This is a genomic window from Seleniivibrio sp. (assembly GCF_021209385.1).
In the GTDB taxonomy this organism is placed as follows: Bacteria; Chrysiogenota; Deferribacteres; order Deferribacterales; family Geovibrionaceae; genus Seleniivibrio.
The window spans coordinates 197276-219153 of the sequence record NZ_JAJOIL010000037.1 but is presented as its reverse complement, the minus strand read 5'-3'; the positions used below and the strand labels follow the sequence as shown (position 1 = coordinate 219153).

The following is a 21878-nucleotide window of genomic DNA, read 5'->3' as shown; positions in this document are numbered from 1 at the left end:
ATTAGCAAAACTTATGTATTATGAAAACAATTAATTTTACTTTTTATGAGCTATGTCATATGTTCTCTTACGAAAGGAGAGCGAAATGACTGCATTTGTTAGCGGATTTTCAACAGGAGCCGGACTGATAGTAGCGATAGGAGCGCAGAACGCGTTTGTTCTGACCCAGAGCGTAAAGAGAAATCACCATTTTAAGGTGGCTCTGGTGTGCGCCATATTCGACGTACTGTTCATCATGACAGGCGTTGCAGGTGTAGGAACTTTTGTTGCGTCAAACCCGACCCTTATGAAGATAGCAACTTGGGGCGGAGCGGCTTTTCTTTTCTGGTACGGTTTTCTGTCCCTCCGGTCTGCTTTTTCCGCCCGCAGGATGGAACTGAACGAAAAGACCGATTCCAGCGTAAAAAAAACTCTCCTCGCTACTCTGGCTGTCACAGTGCTTAATCCTCACGTCTACCTTGACACAGTGCTTCTTGTTGGAAGCATCAGCGCCGGATTCATCGGAAGCGGACGCTATGTTTTCGGGCTTGGCGCGTCAACTGCATCCATCGTGTGGTTTTTTGCGCTTGTTCTTTTCGGTTCCGCTCTGGCAAGAGTGTTTGCCAGACCCATCGTATGGCGTATTCTTGACGGACTTGTCTGCTGTACAATGTGGGGAGTGGCAACTTCGCTCATAATATAGTACAATGCCTTATGGATATAAGGCGTACTTTTTCACTCAACGGCAGACCAGCAAAGGCTGGCAAAACAATCTACTGGATGTCCAGAGACCAGCGCGCAAAAGACAACTGGGCGCTTATCTATGCCGCAGAACTGGCTATGGCGGCGGACAGCGCTTTTGCTGTACTCTTCTGCCTGTCACCTGATTTTCCAAACGGCAATTCATTTCATTACAGATTCATGATAAACGGGCTGAAAGAGACCGCGCAGGAGCTTGAAGCCCTCAATATACCGTTCTATCTGCTAATCGGCAGACCCCATGAAAAAATACCGGAATTTGTCAGACAGCACAAAGCGGACACGCTGATATGCGATTTTATGCCGCTGAAAGTGCCTATGGCATGGCGTGCGGACGTTGCTGCGGCTCTTGATATACCCGTCATTGAGGTGGATGCTCACAACGTTGTCCCCTGCCGTTTCGTATCGCAAAAACAGGAATATGCCGCGAGAACCATCAGACCGAAAATACATCGGGTTCTTGGGGATTTTCTGACGGAATTTCCTAAGATGCAAAAGCAGACGACCGTTTTTTCTGAAAACATTCAAAAACCTGACTGGGCGAGGGCGGAAGCGCTTTATTCATACAGCGGTGCTTTCCCGATTGTTTCGGGCGCTAAAGCGGCTATGGAAACCCTGAGAGAATTTGCCGACGAAAAGCTATCTTGTTATGACGAAAAACGCAACAATCCAAACTTTGATGCTCAGTCAATGATGTCTCCTTATTTTCATTTCGGACAGGTTGCTCCACAAAGGGCGGCGCTTGATGTTATGAAAGCTGATGCGCCTGATGAGGATAAGGATGCCTATATTGAAGAACTGATCATCCGCCGAGAACTTTCAGATAATTATTGCCTGTACAATCCTGAATATGACAGCATAGATGGTGCCGACAAGTGGGCATTGAAGACCCTTGACGAGCACAGAAACGACAGACGGGAATATATCTATCCCTATGAAGCGTTTGAAACTGCCCAGACACACGACACGCTTTGGAACGCGGCGCAGATGCAGATGAGGCTGACCGGAAGGATGCACGGCTATATGCGGATGTACTGGGCGAAAAAGATTCTGGAATGGACTGAAAGCCCCGAAGACGCTTTCAGATATGCTCTGCTGCTGAACGATACCTATGCGCTTGACGGGCGTGATCCGAACGGCTATGTGGGTGTGGCGTGGAGTGTTGCCGGTGTGCATGACAGGGCATGGACAGAGCGTCCGGTTTACGGCAAAATACGCTATATGAACCGCAACGGATGCCGTTCAAAATTTGATGTGGACGGGTATATAAGAAAGATTGAAAACATAAAAAAAGGCGGTGTGTGATTACACCGCCTTTGCTTTATACCGTAAAGTGTTTAAGCATGGACGAAAGCTCCATCGCCTTTGCGTTCAGCGACGCGGCGATCTGGCTTACATCGTCCCCTGCGTGAGTATTCTGCTCGGAGAGTTTGTAAAGTTTCTGCATTATGAGTATCAATTCTTTTGTTCTGGTGGCAATTAGTGTTGTCTTGCCGACAAGTGTGGCGGAGGTGTTCAGTGAAACGCTGAGTTCGTCTTTTGTGCTGGTCGCCAGATTTATCAGGTCGTTGGACTGGTCAGCGACACCGAGTATTTTTTTGGACAGTTTATCGGTTTCTCTGCTGATTGACTCAACACTGTTGACCAGTTCGCTTGTGGTAGTGTTTATATTGCCCAGTGAAGCCTGTGTGCGTTCTGCCAGTTTACGAACCTCGTCTGCGACAACTGCAAAACCGCGCCCGTGTTCACCGGCTCTTGCCGCCTCAATGGAGGCGTTCAGCGCCAGCAGGTTTGTCTGGTCTGCAATGTCCGCTATCATACCCAGAACAGACGATATCTGCGCCATCTGCTCGTTGAGAGCTTTGATGCGCTCTGAAAGTTCCGACTGTCTTTTGCTGTCCTGAACTATTGAAGCGGAAAAAGTGTTGAGATGAACGGTGAATTCCTCAAGCTGCTTGTTACCTTTTTCTATGACTTCCGTGGTGGTTACAGCCATCTCTTCGGTTATATCAAGCTCCTGTCCAACTTCGGATGTAAGCTCGCCGCTTTTTGAAACAAGTTCCATCTGTTCATGGATGTTGTTGGAAAGGGATTCTGCAGTTGTTGAAAGCTTTATACTTGATTCGTATGTTTCATCAGCGTTGCGCATTGTCGACGATACCACTTTGTGTACCGTATCTATAAAATGATCCACATGGGTTGCGGCAGTGCCGATCTCGTCGTGACTTTTAACGTTGAGTCTCAGTCTGAGGTCTCCGTTGCCCTCGGATATATCCCTCATTTTGGTTTTGAACGTGTTTATGAATCCTATCATCACCTTTGATGCAAACATCAGAAGCATTACGGATAAAATTATGATTGCGGTGAAGAATAGCTGGAGTCTCAGCATGTTCATGATTTTTGCCTCGGAGCTTTCCTGAAGCATGGTGACAGCTTTGTTCATTTCTGCCATGAGCGGCATGTTGTTCTGCATTATGTATTCGAGATCCTGCTTGTCGCCTGTTTCAAGATATTTTGTAAGATTAGCGGCAAACGTATCCCACATCAGTTTCACTTTTTCAAGCTGTGCATGTGCCGGATCGCCCACGGCATAGATGAAAACCATTTCACCCTCAGGGTCGTTGGAGAGCGGGACTTTGCCTGAATTCAGAAGTCCTTTCAGGGTTAGATCGAAATTTTTAACTGAACCTGCGATATTTTTTTTCACTTCGTCTTTTGCTTCACCTCTGCTCAGCTCATATGTCAGTATCTCTTTCGTCATTTTTTGAGATATCATGCGCTGGCGACCGGCGATATTGACGATCAGTGCATCTTTCTCCTGACCTTCTATAACTATCCAATTCGCTATAAAAGATATGATAACAATAAGAAAAACTACAGCGGTAGGAATAAAGAGCTTTTTCATAATGCTTAATTTCATAAGAAAACCTCATATTGTGTTGATTTGATAATAACAAGAATCTTTACATTTGTCCGCATAAACTTGTTTTAAAACCATCCTTGAAAATGGTAGTGATTGACGTGAATACTCTTGTCAGCAGCATTTAATTAAAAGAGAGTAATAAAGTCCTGTTTGCGTTTTGTTCAAAATGCTATATATTGAACCAATGGTGTTTTATATGCAAAACTATAAAGTGAATGTTGAAGGCATGGGGTTTGAATACGGGACGGTTTGCGTTCCGTGTGTGTTTGCCTTCATGGATGAAATGAAAAAGCAGGAAGGGATTGAAGATGTCAGTTTTGTCATAACGGAGAAGCTTTTTTATGTCACATCTGAATGCGGGCATAAAAAGACGGAAAAAAGAACTGCGGAAGCACTTGAAAAAGCCGGTCTCCGGCTTGGCAAAGATTTCCGTATGGTTTCTCTTACTGTTTCCTGTTGAAACGTTCCAGTCTTTTGAACGCAACTATCTGTATTAAGATTACAAGCACCAGCACTATGATAAATGTTGCAAAGCCTTTTTCACTTTTACCCCCGGGAATCCCTCCAAGGTTGACCCCGAAGAGACCGGTCAGGAAAGTTACCGGAAGAAACACTGCCGCCAGCATTGATATGAAATACATGTTTTTGTTTATTCTGTCGTTGGTGATTGCCGCCACTTCGTCCTGAAGGACATAGCACCTGTTGTCAAGTGCGTCCAGATCCTCTATGAATTTACTGATCTTGTTTATACATTCCTGAATCCTCTGTTCTTCCGAAGCATTGAACAGGCTACCTTTCGCCGCTGCCAGTTTTGCCGCAGCATCCTTTTGCGGTGAGAAATAGCGGGTGAAAGTTATGACTGCACGCCGTATTTCAGATATCTGCCTGCGCTGGTTTATATCGGATTCATCTATAATTTTGTATTCAAGCTCATATGTACTGTCTTTCAGATCGGTGATGTAGCTTTCCGCCCGCTCGGTGAGAAGTTCCAGCAGAAGAGTGACAAATTCGCCTGTGGTGCGCGGGGCTTCTTCTGTTTTAAGTGCGGCTGCGAGGTCTTCAACAGCATGGCACTGGCGTTTTGATGTTGAGATTATCCTGTCGGGCTGAACAAACATGCGGATGGAGACCATGTCGTGGGGATCCCGTTCAGAGTTCAGGTTAACGGCGCGCAGGTTGACCATATATCCGTTCTGATAGAAAGCCGTACGCGGACGTGTGTCCTCTTCCAGAAGGCTGTCGATGGCCAGAGAGTCTATGTTCTCCTGTTCGTTCAGCCAGCTCAGCGTTCGTTCACTGTCCGCTTCCATGTGTACCCATGAGAGTTTTCTTTTTATATTCACTGAAGGATGAGTGCGGTCAGTGTCAATCCATCCGTTTGTGTCCGATAGTATAAAACTATATGTGATATATGACTTATCCATTGAATATTACCTCAAAAAGAGTATACCTGATATAATCGAAGCGTTCTATTATTATTTGGAGAGAAGACTTTAATGTTGAGTTCATTCAAAATCAAAAACCCGTCAATTTATATTATATTTCTTTCACTGATCGGAGCAACCCCGCCTCTGGCAACTGATATGTATCTTTCGGCTATTCCCACTATAGCGGCAGACTGGAACGTTCACGTTTCCGTGGTCAATCTTTCTCTGGTTCTCTGGTTTGCCTCTTTCAGTTCGTCTCTTTTGATATTCGGACCACTTTCAGATAAGTTCGGACGCAGACCGGTACTGCTTTTCGGTCTTTGGCTTTTCGTTATTTCCAGTTTTCTGTGCGGATTTGCAACGAACCCGCAAATGCTTATCCTTTTCCGCATTATACAGGGAATGGGAGCCGCCGCGCCGTCCGCCATGGTTATGGCAATATGCAGGGACAGATATGAAGGAGCAGAACGCCAGAAGGCGCTGGCATATATAGGTGTTATTCTTGCAGTTGCGCCGATGGTTGCGCCCTCCATAGGCACAATGCTTCTCGGACTTGGATCGTGGAGGCTTATATTTTTTGCACAGGGTACCATGGTGCTTATCACTTCGATGATAGCTTTGGGATATGAAGAGACATCAAAAGAGTTTATTAAGGGGAGTATCATTTCTCTTTTTCTGCGCTATAAATCGTTATTGTTCAATAGAGAATATGCTGTGGCAACAACCGTTATGGGGCTTTCCATCTCCCCGTTTTACGGCTTCATAGCGTTCTCTCCTATTGCCTACATTAAGGTATACGGGCTTTCCGGTCAGCTTTTCAGCCTTCTTTTCGGGCTTAACGCAGTTTGCGCCATGGCTGGGTCATTTGCCAGCGCTAAACTTTCCATAAAGCTCAAACAGTCCAGAATGCTCACCACAGGTTTTATCGGTACGTTTGTCGGCGGACTTTTTGTGCTGCTCTTCAACCACCTCGGTTATGAATTTTTTGCAGCCGGTATGTTCATATTTGCTTTTTTTTATGGGTTTCAACAGACCTGTCAGTTCAAGTCTTGTCCTTGAGCAGGTTCGTACAGACATAGGCTCTGCATCATCCTTCATGGTTTTTTATCAGTTCATGGCGGGCGCTCTCTGTATGTGGCTCGTTACACTGCCTCACCCTGATCCTCTGCGCTATTACGGTTATATGATAATGTCTATTTCGCTGGCTGTGCTTATCATATGGCCATTTCTCTTTATGTGGCTCAGAAAAAAGGGAAGAATATAGCACAGAACATTCACTTGTTAAATTAAGACGGAATCGGTATATTCTATTAGCTAATAAGTTTTTATTTTGAGGTGCGTTATGACCATAAGGGCAAAGCTGAATTTATTTTTCTCTGTACTGTTCGCTGTTTCCGTATTTACCGCCGTATATCTCGGCGTCAAACTTTCGGGGGCGAAATCCGCTTCTGAGATGCAGGATTCCAGAACCCGTGAGATTCTTGATGTTAACCTCCTGAAAACTTACAACAGCGGCATTGCTCTTGCGGCAATGGATATTATTGTCGACAAAGATTCAATGCAAATTGCCCCTGAACTCATAGATGAGATCAGCGCTCACTACAAAGATATTGATGCAATGACCTCCGGTTTCCGCGACTATGCAGATACGGAAGAGGAAAAAGAGGCTATCGAAAAGATACTTGCTCTGTTTGCGAAACAGAAAGAAATCATTGAAGGCGAACTCTTTCCGGCTGTAAAAAACGGTGGCGGAGATGAAGTTTTTGCCGCTCTGGATGACAAAATAGATGGTATTGCGAGCGAGAACAGCTCTGAAATTGACCTGCTGGTATCATCCATTACAAACGAATATGAGATGGCATCAGATATAAACAGAGAGGCTGTGAGTTCTGCAGCATTCTGGGTATACACAACTTCGGTACTGATAACAGTCCTTTCCGGTCTGATATATCTTTTCGTTTATACGTCAGTAATTAAAAGATTATATGGTTTTATTCATATCCTTAAGGATTTTACAGGCGGCAAGGGAGACCTTACGCGCCGCATCAATATAAATACCAAAGACGAGATAGGCGAAATGTCAGGTTATTTCGACAGTTTTGTCGGCAGTATTCAGGAGATAGTCTCCGACGTTAAGGAGAACGCATCCGGACTCAGCGTCAGCGCGGAAGAGCTGAACTCCACAATGAGAAATATGACAGACGCGTTTATGGATCGCTCCCGTCAGGTTGAGTCGATAGCGTCTGCCATAAGTCAGATAAGTGCTACCAGCGATGTCATGGTTGATAACATTCAGCAGGCGTCCGTGCCTCTTAACGAAGCGGTTTCAAGTACAAATGACGGAGCTGAAAAGCTTGAGATGGTGAAGTCCGGCATGGAAAGCATTACTCATTCAACTGCGAAACTTGCTGAAACCATAGAAAGCCTTACGACTTCGTCTGGGCAGATAGGAGAGATACTGAACGTAATCAGCGATATCGCAGATCAGACGAATCTTCTGGCTCTCAACGCTGCCATCGAAGCGGCAAGGGCGGGGGAAGCGGGCAGAGGTTTTGCAGTTGTTGCCGACGAGGTTCGTAAACTTGCGGAGAGAACCCAGTCCGCCACATCTGAAATAGATTCTATTATAAGAACCTTTATTGCGGATACTAAATCGGCATCAACCGAAATGGGAACCGCAGAAAAGAACATAAATACAGGTAATAAACTTATTGAAGAGACAGACTCTTCCTTTAAAAAGATAGTTGATGCTATTAATGAAGTGAATCTCAGCAACAGCGCTGTGCGCCTTGCCATCGGCGAACAGAGCGAAGGTATTCAGAATGTTAATGAGAACGCCGTGCAGATGTCGCAGGGACTGGAACAGAACGTAAACACTATGACAGAAGTGAACAGCACCATAGACCAGCTTGCGCAGCAGGCGACACATCTTAATGCTATGGTGGATAAATTCAGGGTGTAATGAGCAGATTTCTTAAGTTTTACAGAGCGATCATTATTATTGACGATAACGGAGACACTGTCTATGCGGATGAAGTCGGCAAACTGCTTTTAAACGAGAGCGACGCCGCATTAAAACTTAAAGATGCCGGTGACGGAACCGTTATAAGCATAGTGAAGAATTCCGTTGCTTCGGATTATTCAGTTGCTTCTGAAAAGGTCGGAGGCAGCGGTTACAGTCTGATCATCCTTGAGAATGTCAGTGAACGCGAAAGAGCATCCAAACTTTTGTCGCTTGGTGAGATAATGCCCTCTCTGGCGCATGAGATACGCAATCCTCTTGCAGGCATAGGGGTTCTTCTTGATGACATCCACGACAGAATGACCTGTGCGGAGAATGAAAGACATCTTCTCCGTATGGCAATATCTGAATTTGATCGTCTGGAAAGGATGCTTACCGACGTGCTGACATATTCCGGCGGCGATCTCCGCGCCATGGGCGAAGAGGATATTGCGGCTGTGCTTTCCGAAGTGCTGATGCTCAACAGCAAGCTTTGCGTTATCAACAGAGTTAACGTCCAGACCGATATCGAACCGGATATCCCGCACATACTCGCCGACGGCAGCAAACTGCGCCAGGCATTTCACAATCTCATTATCAATGCGGTTCAGGCTATGGCAGGTGGCGGAAATCTGACAGTGACCGCAAAGGCGGCAGACGGCTGCATTTGTATTCACTTTAAGGACACAGGCTCAGGAATCTCCACGGAAAAGCAACATATGATCTTTGAACCTTTCTTTACCGATAAAAAAGACGGAACAGGAATAGGACTTTCCGTTGTTCGCGACATAGTACGCAGGCACGGAGGCGAAATCACCGTTGAGAGCGAGTCCGGTAAGGGTACGGATTTTTGTATCAGATTTAATTTATAGTGATGGCGAAAAACCGCCATGTTTTTCTTGCTATATTTTCATAATACCCTATACTGCTTTTTATACACATTTATTTGCATGGATCGGATATGGAAAAAATACTCGTTGTCGATGATGAAATATTTATTCGCGAAAACCTCGAAAGAACTCTCACATTAAAAGGATATGACGTTGCTGTTGCCCAGAACAGGCATGAGTCAATTCATATGCTCACTGAAGGGGATATTGACCTTGTTCTTCTCGATCTGAATCTTGGCAGGGACAGCGGACTTGATATCCTGCGGGAGATGAAAGAGGTGGATCCTGAAATTCTTGTAATAATCATAACAGGTTATGGAACCGTTGAAAGTGCTGTTGAAGCTCTTAAGATGGGTGCCTACGACTATATCAAAAAACCTTTCAAGGCTGATGCTCTTCACCTTATCGTGCGGCTGGCTCTTGAGACCAGAAGCCTCAAGCGTGAACTCAAATCATATAAACGTGACGGCTCGGTTCTGCCGGAAGTTGTCGGTGTCAGCCCGGCTATGACTGACGTTTTCATGAAAATCCGCGAGGTTGCCAAACACGAGACAGCTACAGTGCTTATTACGGGTGAAAGCGGCACGGGGAAAGAGGTTGTATCCAGAGCGATACATAACCTTTCGCCGCGCAAGGGCAAGCCGTTCGTCGATATAAACTGCGGGTCACTTCCGTTCAACCTGCTTGAGTCCGAGCTTTTCGGACATGAAAAGGGTGCGTTTACTGATGCCAAAACAAGAAAGATAGGTCTTTTGGAGGATGCAGCCGGAGGAACTGTATTTCTGGATGAGATAGGCGAGATGGATATGAACCTTCAGGTGAAGTTTCTGCGGGTTCTGGAAGAGAGAAAGATACGCAGGCTGGGCAGCACCCGGAATATTGACATAGATGTCCGCATTATTGCGGCAACAAATAAAGACCTGCGCGCCGCCATAAACGATAAGGAGTTCAGAGAGGATCTGTTTTACAGACTCAATGTGTTTCCTCTGTCTCTGCCGCCGCTGCGGGAGCGTACAGAGGATATAGCACCGCTCCTTGATCATTTTATCAAACGTTACAACACTGAGTTCAAAAAGAATATTAAAGAGGTTTCAAAAGAGGCTCTGGAGCTTTTCAAGGCGTATCAATGGCCGGGTAATATCCGTGAGATGAAGAACATTGTGGAACGCATCTGTATCATGTACAGCAAGGAGATCATCACCCCTGATATGCTGCCTCGCGAAATTTCCGGTGAAAAACCTAAGAACGGGGTTCAGAATAATTTGCATATACCCCACGAAGGAATGGATTTTGAAGCCGCTATGGAAAACATCGAAAAACAGCTTCTTTCGGAAGCTCTTGTTCTCACAGGTGCAAACGTTCTGCGCACCTCCAAACTTCTGAACATCCCCAGAGGCACTTTAAGGTATAAACTGGAAAAATACGGACTGGTGTAAAAAGTCCGGAGCATATCTCTACATGAGTCGCATATTATAAGATGAGACTGCTTCACCCCTGCAGGGTTCGCAGAGACGAGGTGAGAGAAGCAATCATTGTTTTTTGTGCTTAGATGCGGGTTATGCAAGGAAGGCTTCTGTGAGACGAGCAAGAGCGTACTCGAATGTACGCGTTGCGAGCGAGCGGAAACTGACGAAGCAGAACGCAGCAGCTAAGTGCAAGGAAAAGAGATAAAAAAGCCCTGCCGGTATTGGAGACCTCAGCAGGGCGAAAAGCGGTTGATACCGCCTATGCATCTATTGATTTGTGGCTATTTGCTTTTTTACTGTCCTGTCAGCGGGCAATCCGCCCGCCGAAAAGACACTCCCCCTCGGCTTACGCCGAACCCATGTTTAAATCTGATACCTATTGCGTACGTTTCAGTACTTATTAGAGCAATGCGTGTGCCAAAAATGTAATATTTATATTTAGCGTCTCTAAGTATTTGAAAGATAATGAATAGTTTTTTTATTTGGTTCCCTTTCCACACTTTTACTACAGTGCCGGTGTGGCGAAAATCTGCCAATAAGTCTTTTATTCGTTTTTATGTTGGCTGTTTTTCGCCAGCAAGCATCGTAATAGTTATATATGCTATTGCTATTGAAGAATATTTTTGATAATTCAGAGTGTATTTTATGAATCAGTGATTAATTGAAGTTAAGTGTATTGTATTTACTTATGGAATTATTTCTAAATCTATTGTGAATATCCTCAAAATGATATAAGATTCAACTATAGAATACACAGACAAGGCTGGCTTTTTACTACTTTCCGTACCGCTTTGTAATGCGGTTGGCCCGGAGAAAGCTGTATGATTATCCCTGAAATTAAGAGCGTCAGAACAAAGCTTTTTATTTTTGTGATGCTCACAATACTGCTTATGTGTGCCGTTTTTGCAGTCACTCTGTACACTATGACCGTGTCAAATATAAACTGGCGCACCGCCTCTTCCTTCAGAACCTCCTTCGCAGTTCTCAACGAAAAGATCAAAAGTCTTCAGGTAGACCTTCTTAAATACACAGACGTTATATCGAGTTCGGATTATTTCGGGATAATGGATTTTTCTTCTGAGACCGGACTCTTTAAAGAAGCGTCGAAGCTGTCTGAGATGGCGAATCTGGGCAACGTCGGAGCGCTTGCCGTTTATGACGGACAGATGAAACTGCGGGTGTTTGCTTTTCGTGAAAACGGAGACTATTACGGCGGTTATATTGATACAGGCGGAAAACCTGTCATTATCAGAAACGGTGAGATACTTCCTGATTTCGGGAATGTGGCTTTCGTAAAAGATTTTCTTTCAAACTCAAAACACATCCGCAGAGGCTACAGTTTCAGCGATATTTCGGGAATTCTTACGGTTCAGTATTCGGCGGAGGCTGTAAGAAACGGCAGCCGTATGACCGTTATGTCAGCTGATTTTCTGGACAGCACTTTTGTGCGTCAGGTTGAGGCCGCCACCGGAATGGGATTTACTTATTATATCAATGGCTGGACGGTTTTTGACGATACAATAAGACCTGATAATAAGTACACGACACTTTTCCCTGAAAGCTTCACCACTGCTGAACGTATGCAGCGTGCGGACGGTATGAACATATATTTCCAGAGATGGGTGATAGACGGCGATACGTCGGTGGATTTCGGATTTTCCGCCCACGACTATGCCGTGCGTGACATCCGCCAGAGCATCCTCATGGGATTTATAATGATATCATTTTTTGTTCTGGTTCTTGTGGTGCCTGTAAGTCTGTTTTTGCTGAATTTAGCAGTGACAAAGCCTTTGAAAGAGCTTCAGACAGCGGTGCGCAAAGCCGAGTCTCTGGATTATGACCAGTTCTTGCCCATAAAGAGAAGCGATGATATCGGTGAGCTTGTTTCCGCATACAACGAGCTTATCAAGCGGATAAAACAGCGCGAGACAGAGCTTCAGGATATCAACGGCAGACTTAAGAACATGGTTGAACTTGAGACCGGACTCAGGCAGAAGAACGAACAGCTTCTCTTTGAACAGCAGAAGTTTGTGGATATGGGACGCATGGTTAACGCAATTGCGCACCAGTGGCGTCAGCCGCTTAACATTATAGGACTTGCCGTTCAGAGTTATCTGATAACCCAGCGGGACGGGCGGTTTGATGTGGAAGAGGCGGCCGATTTTGAAGAGAAGATAATGACAATGCTTCAGCATATGTCCACCACGATAGATGATTTCAGAAACTTCTTCCGCGCGGACAAGACAGAAAAACAATTCTCCATCATTAACAGTATGATAGAGGTTATAAGGCTTATAAGCGCTCAGATGAAATACAACGGTATCACACTGAACTATACATGCAGAAGCGGCGGCGATATATTCGTTTATGCCGAAGGTATTAACGAAAATCCGGGAAAAATGGCTGAAACCGCTATCGTGAGCGGATTTCCGGGCGAAATGAAACAGGCGGTTCTGAACATAATTCAGAATTCAAAGGACGCCATACTCAAAGAAATCCGCGCCGGAAAAATAAATGAAGGTATAATTGATATAATACTTGAAGCGGATGGGAACCAGATCACCTTCTATATATCCGATAATGGCGGCGGGATAGACGATACCGTAATGGAAAGGATGTTCGAGCCGTATTTTACCACAAAACAGAACGAGGAAGGTACGGGCATTGGTCTGTATATGACCAGAGCCATCATTGAAAACCACATGAAGGGCAGCATCACCGCATCCAACACAAAAGATGGCGCTATGTTCACTGTGATACTGCCGAAATTCACTGCCTAGGCGAGGAATTTTATGCGTAAAATGATTCTTCTGGCTGTCTTCGCACTGCTTTTTGCCGGATCAGCTCACGCTGACAGGGAAAAAGTATTCACTGTTGGTGTCAGGGCGTATAACGGTATTCAGGAAGCCTATCAAATGTGGTCTCCCACACTTGCATATCTTGAACAGCAGCAGAGCAAATACTCTTTTTATCTGATGCCTGTTTTCGGCTTTGAACAGATGCGCAAACTGATGGAAACGGGGCAGATTGATGTTGTCATAACACAGCCCGCCGAAGCGGTTATTCTGAAAGAGAAGTACGGTGCGCGTATAATACTGACAGAACTTAAGGAATACAACGGAAAAACAGTTTCATATTTTTCTTCTGCTGTGTTCACCCGCGCAGACAGAAACGACATAAACTCGTTCAGGGATATAAAAGGAAAAGTGTTTGCCGGTATAGATCCGGAAGGGTTCGGGGCTTACTGGATGGGGCTGAAAGAGGTGCGAGACGCTGGACTTAAAGAGGGCAGAGACTTCCGCGTTGTGTTCACCGGAACTCAGGATAAGGTGGTGGATTATGTCCTTTCGGGCAAGGCGGACGTCGGAAGTGTCCGTTCCGGCATACTTGAGAACATGGCAAAGAAAGGAAAAATAGACCTGAAAAATGTGAAAGTGCTGAACAGTGTTTCAGACGGACTGCCTCTTCTGCACAGCACAAAGCTTTATCCTGAATGGGCGTTTATGGCGGGAAAGGACGTTCCTGATCAGGTTGTTACGGATATTCAGAACATCATGACAAACATTCCCCATGACGCACCCGTGCTTAAAGACAGCAATTATGCAGGATGGATAATGCCGGTCAGCTATATCAGCATATACGAACTGATGCGTTCGCTGAATATAGGGCTTTATGAGAAAAAATCGTTTATGGGCTTTTCCGAATGGCCGTTCTATCTTAAAGTGCTTATACCTATCGCGGTGATCTGGGTGCTGATATTGGCGTATGTAGGATATTCAGTATATAGAAAATAGTTTATATTGATTTAATTCCCCGTCGGAGGTATGTTTGCGTATATTTTATTGTTGAGGGAAATATGCGCAAAATATTTTTTATTACACTTCTGGTACTTCTTACGGCTCAGCTTTTTGCCGCACCTTTAAAAACTGTTGAAGCCGAAGACATAGTCAGAATGTCAAAATCCTTTAACGGAAAGACTGTTGTCGTTTTCTGGGCTCCCTGGTGTCCGCACTGTATGCGTGAGATGCGCATGCTCAGAAACAGTCCTGAATTTATCAAAAAGAACAACATTCAGATTATCGGAATAACAAAACCTGCTGACGAAAGATATGCCGAATCCACTATTAAAGAGGAAAAATTTCCTTTTAAATTTTTCACAGGATCGATTGCTCTGCACAAGGAGCTTATGAAGATAGACGCTGTTCCTTTCACTAAGGTATATAACAGTAAAGGTGAAGTGAGCGATGAGGAATACGGCTCCCAGACACTCGAAGACATAGAGGTAATGCTTAACTGAATCTCAGTATGAGATTCGCGGAGTTTGTTGAGGCTGCTTCAGCAGACGAAACGAACATAGCGTGAGCGAAAGGAGGCTTCTGCCGACTACTAGCCGAAGGCTGAATGAGTCCAAATATTGACAATTGTCGAATAGAGCGTTGACGTATTTTTTCCATGGATGGATAAAAATACGCATGAATAATAGGTAATGCTTAACTGACTTTCATATAAATACATTTCAGATATGCGCCCTCGGCGAATCCCACGGGATGGTCGGGGGCGTTCAGTGTTCTTTCAATTTCAGTAAATTTTCTTCCCGAACGTTTCATGGTTTTCAGCACAGTAGTGAAGAAATCATCAGCGCTGACCCTTGCGGAACAGGACGCGCATATGAGTATTCCGTCCTTTGCAGTCAGATTCACAGCCAGTTTTGTGAGCTTTTCATATGCCGCCAGTGCGTTTGGTATGTCCGCCTGTTTTCGTGCGAAAGAAGGGGGATCGACAATCACCATGCCGAACCGTCTGCCTTTGTCTGCGAGTTCCTTCATTGCCTCAAAAGCATCAGCGCAGAGCGTTTCGTGAGGACAGATAATTTCGGGGTTCAGCGCAAAGTTGCGTTTTGCCGCCTCCAGCGCCTGCGGAGCGATATCAAGGCTTATGACAGACCTTGCGCCGCCTTTTGCCGTGTAAAGCGAAAATCCACCGTTATAGGCGAATATATTAAGCACGTCTCTGTCTTTTGCCAGCTTTCCTGATCTTGCTCTGTTTTCCCGCTGGTCGAGAAAGAATCCGGTCTTCTGCCCGTTCACAGGATCGGCTTCAAAGAGTATCCCGTTTTCAGAGAAGACAACGGCTCCATCGACAGGTTTTCCGTAGAGGATGCATCCGTCTGAATATGACCCTTTAGGGGCGACAGTACGGGACAGGCGCAAAACTATTGTCTGCGGGCGCACCAGCTCTTTAAATATATCGCAGATAAGCTCCAGATGGGGCATCCATGCTGATGTATCCAGTTTTATCACCAGAACATGACAGTAGATATCCGCCACCAGCCCGGGGATGCCGTCGTTTTCTCCGTGGATGAGACGGAATCCGTCGGTGGATTTATCGTTTATGAGTGATTGTCTGGCAGAAATTGAATATTGTATGGCCGTTTTCAGCCATTCATTGTCAATGGTGGTTTTTGGCTTCGTTGTGAGTATCCTGATTCTTATGGGAGAGGTGGGGTCATAAAGTCCCAGACCGATGAAATCCCTTTTGGAGCTGAATATAGCCGCTATGTCGCCTGCGTCCGCCTCTCTTGCGGTTTTAAGCACTGCATCAGCATAGACCCATGGATGACCTTTCTTTATGCTCTTCTCTGCGGCAGGCGTCACCTGAACCGAGACTGCGGGTGCTATGGGCGGCATGTTTGCTCCTTTGTGTGATGTGGGAATATACAGGAAAACAGAGGAAAATACAAAAGAATAAGTATCAGACTGCCGCGCTTACGCTCGCAGAGACAGAAAAGAATAAAAGGGAGTGATGAAGGGGGTTATTCCATCACTCCCAAAGAAGAGGTATGGGAAATTATGCCGCTATAACGGGCGACAGAACAATATCCATCCTTTTAAGTTCGTCAATGATAAGAGCTTCTATCTCGTCAAGTCTCCGGTCAACTTCGGGGCTGAGTTCCACCGAGCTGTCGAGGCTTGCGGGGATAACACCGTAAAATGTTATCGTTTCTGGTGCTTTTTCTCTCAGCTCGCTGAGGGTAAGCACTTCCTGAAGTCCTATCTGGTGAGGAGACATCTTTGCGGGAATTTTTTCCAGCATGATATCTTCTTTTTTGTAGACCCTCAGTTCACCGGGAACACCCTTTGCGTCGAGGCTGTCTACGATAATGACGTGGGCGGTCTCCTCAAGTTTATGGGTGGCAAGAATACCCATAGTCCCGCCGTCATAGAACTCGACATCATCTGAAGGTTCATATTTCTCATTCATCCTTTTTACAAGGTGAACGCCAAGCCCTTCGTCGCTGAGGAGCATATTTCCTGCTCCGAAGACCACCACCTGCATATTATCTAACCCTCACGTTTGTAATCTCTTTGCCCTCAGGGTCGATAGAGTGCACTGCACAAGCTATACAGGGGTCGAAAGAGTGAACAGTTCTGATAACTTCCAGAGGTTTGTGTGCGTCTGCAACGGGGTTTCCTTTGATACTTGCTTCATAGGGACCTGCTGCGCCGTTTTCGTCTCTGGGGCCTGCGTTCCATGTTGAGGGAACAACAGCCTGATAGTTTTTAAGTTTTTTGTCCTCGATAACCATCCAGTGTGACAGTGTGCCTCTGGGTGCTTCGTGGAAACCAACGCCTTGGTATTCGCCTTTAGGCATTTCAGTGTGGTTAGCGTACACTGTGTCGCCTTTGGCGTAGTTTTCGATAAGCATATCGAGGTATTTAAGTGATTTTTCAGCCATGATGACGGAGCGGATTGCACGTGTAACGTGGCGACCCATGGTGGACTGAAGCGCGTTAACGCTGATTCCCAGTCTGCTGCATACGCTGTCGACAAGAGCTTTAACTTCTTTGTCGCCTGCGGCATAGGAAGCGAGGATCTGAGCAACCGGTCCGACCTGAACGGGTCTGCCGTCAAGTCTGGGCGCCTTGCACCATGTGTATTTGCCGTCGGGGTTGAAATCTGTGTATTCAGGTTCTGTAACGCCTTCAAAGGGGTGTTTCGGTTTGTCGTCTCTGTACCATGCGTGAGCAGTTGATTCAGTGATTCCTTTGATGAGCGCTTCGTCAGTGTGAGTGGTAAGTTTACGGAAGTTTTTAAGGTCTCCTCCGTGGATGATACCGCCTGACATGTCGAATTTGGTCATTTTGCTGTCAAGGGGGAACTCGGGAACAGCGAGGTAGTTGTCTACGCCGCGTCCGTATGTAAACCAGTCTTTGTACATTGAACCGATAGCCACAACGTCGTTGAAAAGAACTTCTTTAACGAAGTCTCTTGTCTCTGTCATAAGGCTTCTGAGCAGTGCGATGCGCTCCATGTTGATTGCTGCTTCGTTATCCATGTTAATAGCCGTAGCAACACCGCCGAGGCAGAGGTTTTGTATGTGGGGGTTCTTACCGCCGAGGATAGCAACAGCGGCAGCAGCCTTTTTCTGATAGTCAAGGGCTTTCAGATAGTGAGCGGCAGCCATAAGGTTAGCTTCTGGCGGAAGTTTCATTGCGGGGTGTCCCCAGTATCCGGAACCGAAGATACCGAGTCTGCCTGTCTGTACGAAAGCAGTCAGTTTTTCTTTAACGGCTCTGAATTCAGTTTCGCTGTTTCCGGGCCAGTTTGATATAGACTGAGCAAGCTGTGCAGTCTTTTTGGGGTCTGCGGAAAGAGCGGAAACGATATCAACCCAGTCAAGTGCTGACAGGTGATAGAAGTGAACTATGTGATCCTGAACGGAGTGCTGTGCGATGATAATGTTACGCACGAGCTGCGCGTTAAGCGGAACTTCAACGTTCAGAGCATTTTCAAGTGAGCGGATAGAGCTGATAGCGTGTACTGTGGTACAAACGCCGCAGAATCTCTGTGCGAAAACCCACGCGTCTCTGGGGTCGCGTCCCTGAAGGATTTTTTCGATACCTCTCCACATCTGTGCGGAAGACCATGCTTTGGAAACCTTGCCTCCCTCCACTTCAAAGTCAATGCGGAGGTGTCCTTCAATTCGTGTAATAGGGTCAATTGTGATTCTATTGGACATCTTCGTTTTCTCCTAAAAAATTAATGAGCCTTCGCTGCTTCCGCGCCATGCTCGCCGTGAACTTTGGGCATGATGGGGAACAGTTTTACGAGTAACATGTATCCGAGTATCTCGAATGCAACGAGACCCACGGTGATAAAGAACTCAGGCAGTGAAGGGAAATAGCTCCAGTTGCCGTGAGGCTTAAATCCGATAAGGTAAACATTGAAACGGAACCAGCCGCCGCCTATCAGAAGGAACATCGCAGCGATGAAAACCATTCTGGGGGATCTTCTGTATTGGTTCCACATCAGTATGTATGTACCTGTGAGTATCAGAAGCATTTCAGCCATAAACATCCATGAATAGAAGTCTCCGGCGAAAGCCGCGCTGAGCTGTCCTCTGATATAAAGATCTATGAAACGTACTGCCAGCCATATCCCTGTTACATAAGGAATGATTTTTGAAAGCTGCTGAACTTCTTTTTCAAAAGGTCTTCTGAATGCCATCGATGAAGCGAAGGATTCAAAAATTACTGTTGCATAGCCTATGTAAAGGGCGTTGATGATGAACAGCAGGGGAAGCATCTCTGTGTGCCATATGGGATTCAGTTTAGACTTGGCTATGATAAGCATCGAGCCGAGTGAAGACTGGTGCATAGATGGCAGGGTGATACCAAGAACAACTATGAAGATCAGTACCTTGTCAAGTTTAGGGTAGATGATCATTGCATAGTGTTTGATTTTCGGGAACTTGTCGTTTTTCATATGAATGAAGCGCTCAAGTATCGCAGGCAGAACTTCGATGATAAGAACCACGTTGTATGCCATGATACAGACCGCAACTTCAAACATTACCGAGTTCGGCTGCCAGCGCGAAGGGATGAAGAAACTGTAAGCGTTCCAGTAACGCCCCACGTCAACCATAACGGACATACCGGCAAGCATGTAACCGAACATACTTGTAACCAGAGCCGAACGGATAAGGGGGTGATATTTCATCCTGTTCATGATGTAAATGACAAGCGCCATGGCGTAGCCGCCGCACGCAAAAGCCGTACTGGTTGCAACGTCATAAGCGATCCAGATACCCCATGGGTAGCCGTCTGAAAGGTTTGAAACGGCGCCGATACCCATCACAAATCTGTATGCGATGAGCAGGAAACCGAGAACTGTAAAGAAAAGAAGCACATAGAAGGCAGGAGTAAGGATCTTCGCCCTATGTACCTGATATTCGTCGTGATGTCCGGCCATTAGTGTTTGCCCTCCTTCTCTTCTTTCTCCTTCTTAAGCTCTTGTTCGATTTCAACTGCAAGCTCGTGTTCTGTCTCGTGTTCGTGTGCCACTTCTTCAGCAGATTTCCTGTTGCGCAGGGCGACGAAAGCAAGGAAACCGTACAGTGCAACGGGGGCTATAAAGCCTTTGTAGACTGTGTGCTGTACGTGTTCGGACATAAGAGCCGCAGATTCTGATTCGAGCTCAGGGAATCCGAGGTTGCTGAAATCTGTTCCCGCAAGGTAGATAACGTTTGTTCCGCCGACTTCAAACTCGCCGTAGATATGTTTTTCATATTTACCGGGGTTTTCAGCCTGACGACGTTTTGCTTCCGCCAGAAGGTCTTTGCGTTTGCCGTAGATAACAGCGTTCGTGGGGCAGACCTCGCAGCATGCGGGGATATTTTTCAGTTTAAGGTTGGTAAATTTGCAAAGGTCGCATTTTACTATTTTCGGGAATGTCTCCGGCCATTCAAATTTGGGTATGTTGAACGGACAGGCAACCTGACAGTAACGGCAGCCTATGCAGATATTTTTGTCATAGAAAACGATACCTGTGCCTTTTTCTTTCTGCATTGCAGAAACGGGACATGCGGAAACGCATGACGGTTTGATGCAGTGCATGCACTGGTATTTTACATAAGCGTGCTTTTCCGGGTCTTTTTCATCTTTATAAAGTTTGATGATGTTTCTTGTGCGGTAGTCAAGATCCTCGGGAGCATCCCATACCCTGTCGCTGTCGCCGGGCATAGGTGCTGCCGCCATGTCGTTGACCTGCTTGCACTTTGAAACGCACGCCTTACAGCCGACGCAAAGTGTTGAGTCATAGAACATGCCTACGGCTTCGTCATCGGCTTTGATTTCTTGCTGCGCGGATGCAGAAAGGGGCGCAATCATCAGCGCTCCGCCCACTGCGGCAGTTTTCAGGAAATCACGCCTTGTCTTCTTCATCATCCCCTCCTTTAGGCAGCTTGTTCGCCATGATCGCACTTGCTGCGATAGCGGCGCCTGCTACCATACCGATAACGCCGGTTGTGACCGGATCAGCACCTTTGCCGCGGGGTGCGGGGTTGGCGTTGGGGTAGAAATCGGGCGGAGTAATTTCATGGATCTGCGCTTTGTCATAGATGGATGTGTGGAACATAACATCGGGTTCTGTACAGCCGATGCAGGGGTGACCCATAGAAACAGGCCATACACCGACGTCGTTGAAACGCTGTACGGAGCAGTTTGCAAATGTAACGGGACCTTTGCAGCCGAGTTTGAAAAGACACCAGCCTTCAGAGTGACCTTGGTCGCCGAACTGTTCTGCGAATCTGCCCGCGTCAAAGTGGGGTCTGCGTTCGCAATGTTCGTGTATTCTTCTGCCGTATGCAAATTCGGGTCTGCCGAGTTTGTCGAGTTTGGGCAGTTTGTTGAATGTCAGGTAGTAAAGGATTGTTGCAAGCAGGTTGTAGGGGCTGGGAGGACATCCGGGAATGTTGATTACAGGTTTGTCCTTAACAAGGCTTGAAGCCGATACAGCCTGCGTTGGGTTGGGGTCAGCAGCCTGAACACCGCCGAAAGCAGCGCAGGTACCGATGCATATAACAGCAGCAGCGCCTTCAGCGGCATCTTTAAGTGAGTCCACCGCTTTTTTGCCTGCTACTTTGCAGTAGATTCCGTCTTCGGCGAGTGGCACAGCGCCCTCAACGACGAGGATGTATTTGCCCCAGTTTGCTTTCATGCTGTCTTCAAGTGATTTTTCAGCCTGGTGACCGGAACCGATCATAAGTGTTTCGTGATAGTCAAGTGAGATAAGGTCGAGGATGAGTGCTGCCGGATCCGGATGTCCTGAACGGATGAGGGATTCGGAACAGCCTGTACATTCCTGGAAGTGAAGCCAGATTACGGGCGGTCTGTTGTCCGCTGTGGCCGCCTCAGCAACCTTTGTGTGCATAGCGTAAGGAAGACCCATCAGAGCGGTCAGACCTGCGGTAAGACGCAGGAAATCACGTCTGTGGAGCCCTGTGCTGAACAGAGTGTTATCAGACATTTTAAACCTCAAAAAGTTAAAATTAGTGGATCAGTGAAACGTAAACAATAATAGGGATCTTCAAACGTATGCAAATAATGAATAGTTCGGTCTATATATGTGTGTGACCGTTAGTATCTAAATACA

19 protein-coding genes are annotated in these 21878 nt (G+C 46.2%); 11 read left to right on the top strand and 8 right to left on the bottom strand.

Annotation, left to right across the window (positions count from 1 at the left end; genetic code table 11):
- Positions 1 to 85: 85 nt before the first annotated feature.
- Positions 86 to 682 carry a LysE/ArgO family amino acid transporter gene (locus LRY47_RS13185; protein WP_295226198.1) on the top strand — a complete coding sequence of 199 codons (597 nt, stop codon included), beginning with the start codon at positions 86 to 88 and terminating at the stop codon, positions 680 to 682.
- Positions 683 to 693: 11 nt separating this feature from the next.
- Positions 694 to 2043 carry a deoxyribodipyrimidine photo-lyase gene (gene phrB / locus LRY47_RS13180; RefSeq protein WP_295226196.1) on the top strand — a complete coding sequence of 450 codons (1350 nt, stop codon included), beginning with the start codon at positions 694 to 696 and terminating at the stop codon, positions 2041 to 2043.
- 16 nt (positions 2044 to 2059) lie between these two features.
- Here phrB and LRY47_RS13175 read toward each other — a convergent pair whose 3' ends face one another.
- Complete coding sequence (locus LRY47_RS13175) at positions 2060 to 3658, bottom strand: methyl-accepting chemotaxis protein (RefSeq protein ID WP_295226194.1); 1599 nt, start codon at positions 3656 to 3658, stop codon at positions 2060 to 2062.
- Between the two features lie 199 nt (positions 3659 to 3857).
- On the opposite strand from LRY47_RS13175, the gene LRY47_RS13170 reads away from it, so the two are divergent.
- Positions 3858 to 4121: a hypothetical protein gene (locus LRY47_RS13170; protein WP_295226192.1), complete on the top strand. Its 264-nt coding sequence runs from the start codon at positions 3858 to 3860 to the stop codon at positions 4119 to 4121.
- Here the strand turns inward: LRY47_RS13170 and LRY47_RS13165 are convergent.
- Positions 4105 to 5004 (bottom strand): CorA family divalent cation transporter, encoded by a 900-nt coding sequence (locus tag LRY47_RS13165; protein ID WP_295226190.1) that lies wholly within the window; start codon positions 5002 to 5004, stop codon positions 4105 to 4107. The two genes, LRY47_RS13170 and LRY47_RS13165, sit on opposite strands and share 17 nt — an antisense overlap.
- A 153-nt stretch (positions 5005 to 5157) precedes the next feature.
- Here LRY47_RS13165 and LRY47_RS13160 point away from each other — a divergent pair, with 153 nt between their 5' ends.
- The 8 genes from LRY47_RS13160 (at position 5158) to LRY47_RS13125 (ending at position 14742) form a co-directional block, all read left to right on the top strand.
- Positions 5158 to 6147: an MFS transporter gene (locus tag LRY47_RS13160; RefSeq protein ID WP_295226188.1), complete on the top strand. Its 990-nt coding sequence runs from the start codon at positions 5158 to 5160 to the stop codon at positions 6145 to 6147.
- Complete coding sequence (locus LRY47_RS13155) at positions 6107 to 6352, top strand: hypothetical protein (RefSeq protein WP_295226186.1); 246 nt, start codon at positions 6107 to 6109, stop codon at positions 6350 to 6352. The genes LRY47_RS13160 and LRY47_RS13155 overlap by 41 nt, the downstream gene beginning before the upstream one ends.
- Positions 6353 to 6430: 78 nt before the next feature.
- On the top strand, positions 6431 to 8050 hold the full coding sequence (locus LRY47_RS13150; RefSeq protein ID WP_295226184.1) for a methyl-accepting chemotaxis protein: 1620 nt from the start codon (positions 6431 to 6433) through the stop codon (positions 8048 to 8050).
- A complete protein-coding gene (locus LRY47_RS13145) occupies positions 8050 to 8961 on the top strand; it encodes an ATP-binding protein (RefSeq protein WP_295226182.1) in 912 nt (303 codons plus the stop codon). Before LRY47_RS13150 ends, LRY47_RS13145 begins: the two co-directional genes overlap by 1 nt.
- A gap of 89 nt (positions 8962 to 9050) precedes the next feature.
- Positions 9051 to 10415 (top strand): sigma-54 dependent transcriptional regulator, encoded by a 1365-nt coding sequence (locus LRY47_RS13140; RefSeq protein WP_295226180.1) that lies wholly within the window; start codon positions 9051 to 9053, stop codon positions 10413 to 10415.
- Positions 10416 to 11266: 851 nt separating this feature from the next.
- A complete protein-coding gene (locus LRY47_RS13135) occupies positions 11267 to 13225 on the top strand; it encodes a HAMP domain-containing sensor histidine kinase (protein WP_295226178.1) in 1959 nt (652 codons plus the stop codon).
- A gap of 12 nt (positions 13226 to 13237) precedes the next feature.
- Positions 13238 to 14239: a phosphate/phosphite/phosphonate ABC transporter substrate-binding protein gene (locus LRY47_RS13130; protein ID WP_295226176.1), complete on the top strand. Its 1002-nt coding sequence runs from the start codon at positions 13238 to 13240 to the stop codon at positions 14237 to 14239.
- Positions 14240 to 14301: 62 nt separating this feature from the next.
- Positions 14302 to 14742, top strand: a complete 441-nt coding sequence (locus LRY47_RS13125) for a redoxin family protein (protein ID WP_295226174.1) — start codon at positions 14302 to 14304, stop codon at positions 14740 to 14742.
- Positions 14743 to 14935: 193 nt separating this feature from the next.
- Here LRY47_RS13125 and LRY47_RS13120 read toward each other — a convergent pair whose 3' ends face one another.
- The 6 genes from LRY47_RS13120 to LRY47_RS13095 all read right to left on the bottom strand — a co-directional run bounded on the left by LRY47_RS13120 (position 14936) and on the right by LRY47_RS13095 (position 21752).
- A complete protein-coding gene (locus LRY47_RS13120; RefSeq protein WP_295226172.1) occupies positions 14936 to 16132 on the bottom strand; it encodes a class I SAM-dependent methyltransferase in 1197 nt (398 codons plus the stop codon).
- A gap of 160 nt (positions 16133 to 16292) precedes the next feature.
- On the bottom strand, positions 16293 to 16781 hold the full coding sequence (locus tag LRY47_RS13115) for a HyaD/HybD family hydrogenase maturation endopeptidase (RefSeq protein WP_295226170.1): 489 nt from the start codon (positions 16779 to 16781) through the stop codon (positions 16293 to 16295).
- 1 nt (position 16782) lies between these two features.
- Positions 16783 to 18465 carry a nickel-dependent hydrogenase large subunit gene (locus tag LRY47_RS13110; protein WP_295226168.1) on the bottom strand — a complete coding sequence of 561 codons (1683 nt, stop codon included), beginning with the start codon at positions 18463 to 18465 and terminating at the stop codon, positions 16783 to 16785.
- A gap of 20 nt (positions 18466 to 18485) precedes the next feature.
- On the bottom strand, positions 18486 to 19697 hold the full coding sequence (gene hybB, locus LRY47_RS13105) for a Ni/Fe-hydrogenase cytochrome b subunit (RefSeq protein ID WP_295226167.1): 1212 nt from the start codon (positions 19695 to 19697) through the stop codon (positions 18486 to 18488).
- Positions 19697 to 20671, bottom strand: coding sequence for a hydrogenase 2 operon protein HybA (gene hybA / locus LRY47_RS13100; protein WP_366043810.1), 975 nt, complete (start codon positions 20669 to 20671; stop codon positions 19697 to 19699). The genes hybB and hybA overlap by 1 nt, the downstream gene beginning before the upstream one ends.
- On the bottom strand, positions 20649 to 21752 hold the full coding sequence (locus LRY47_RS13095) for a hydrogenase small subunit (protein ID WP_295226163.1): 1104 nt from the start codon (positions 21750 to 21752) through the stop codon (positions 20649 to 20651). The genes hybA and LRY47_RS13095 overlap by 23 nt, the downstream gene beginning before the upstream one ends.
- Positions 21753 to 21878 lie beyond the last annotated feature (126 nt).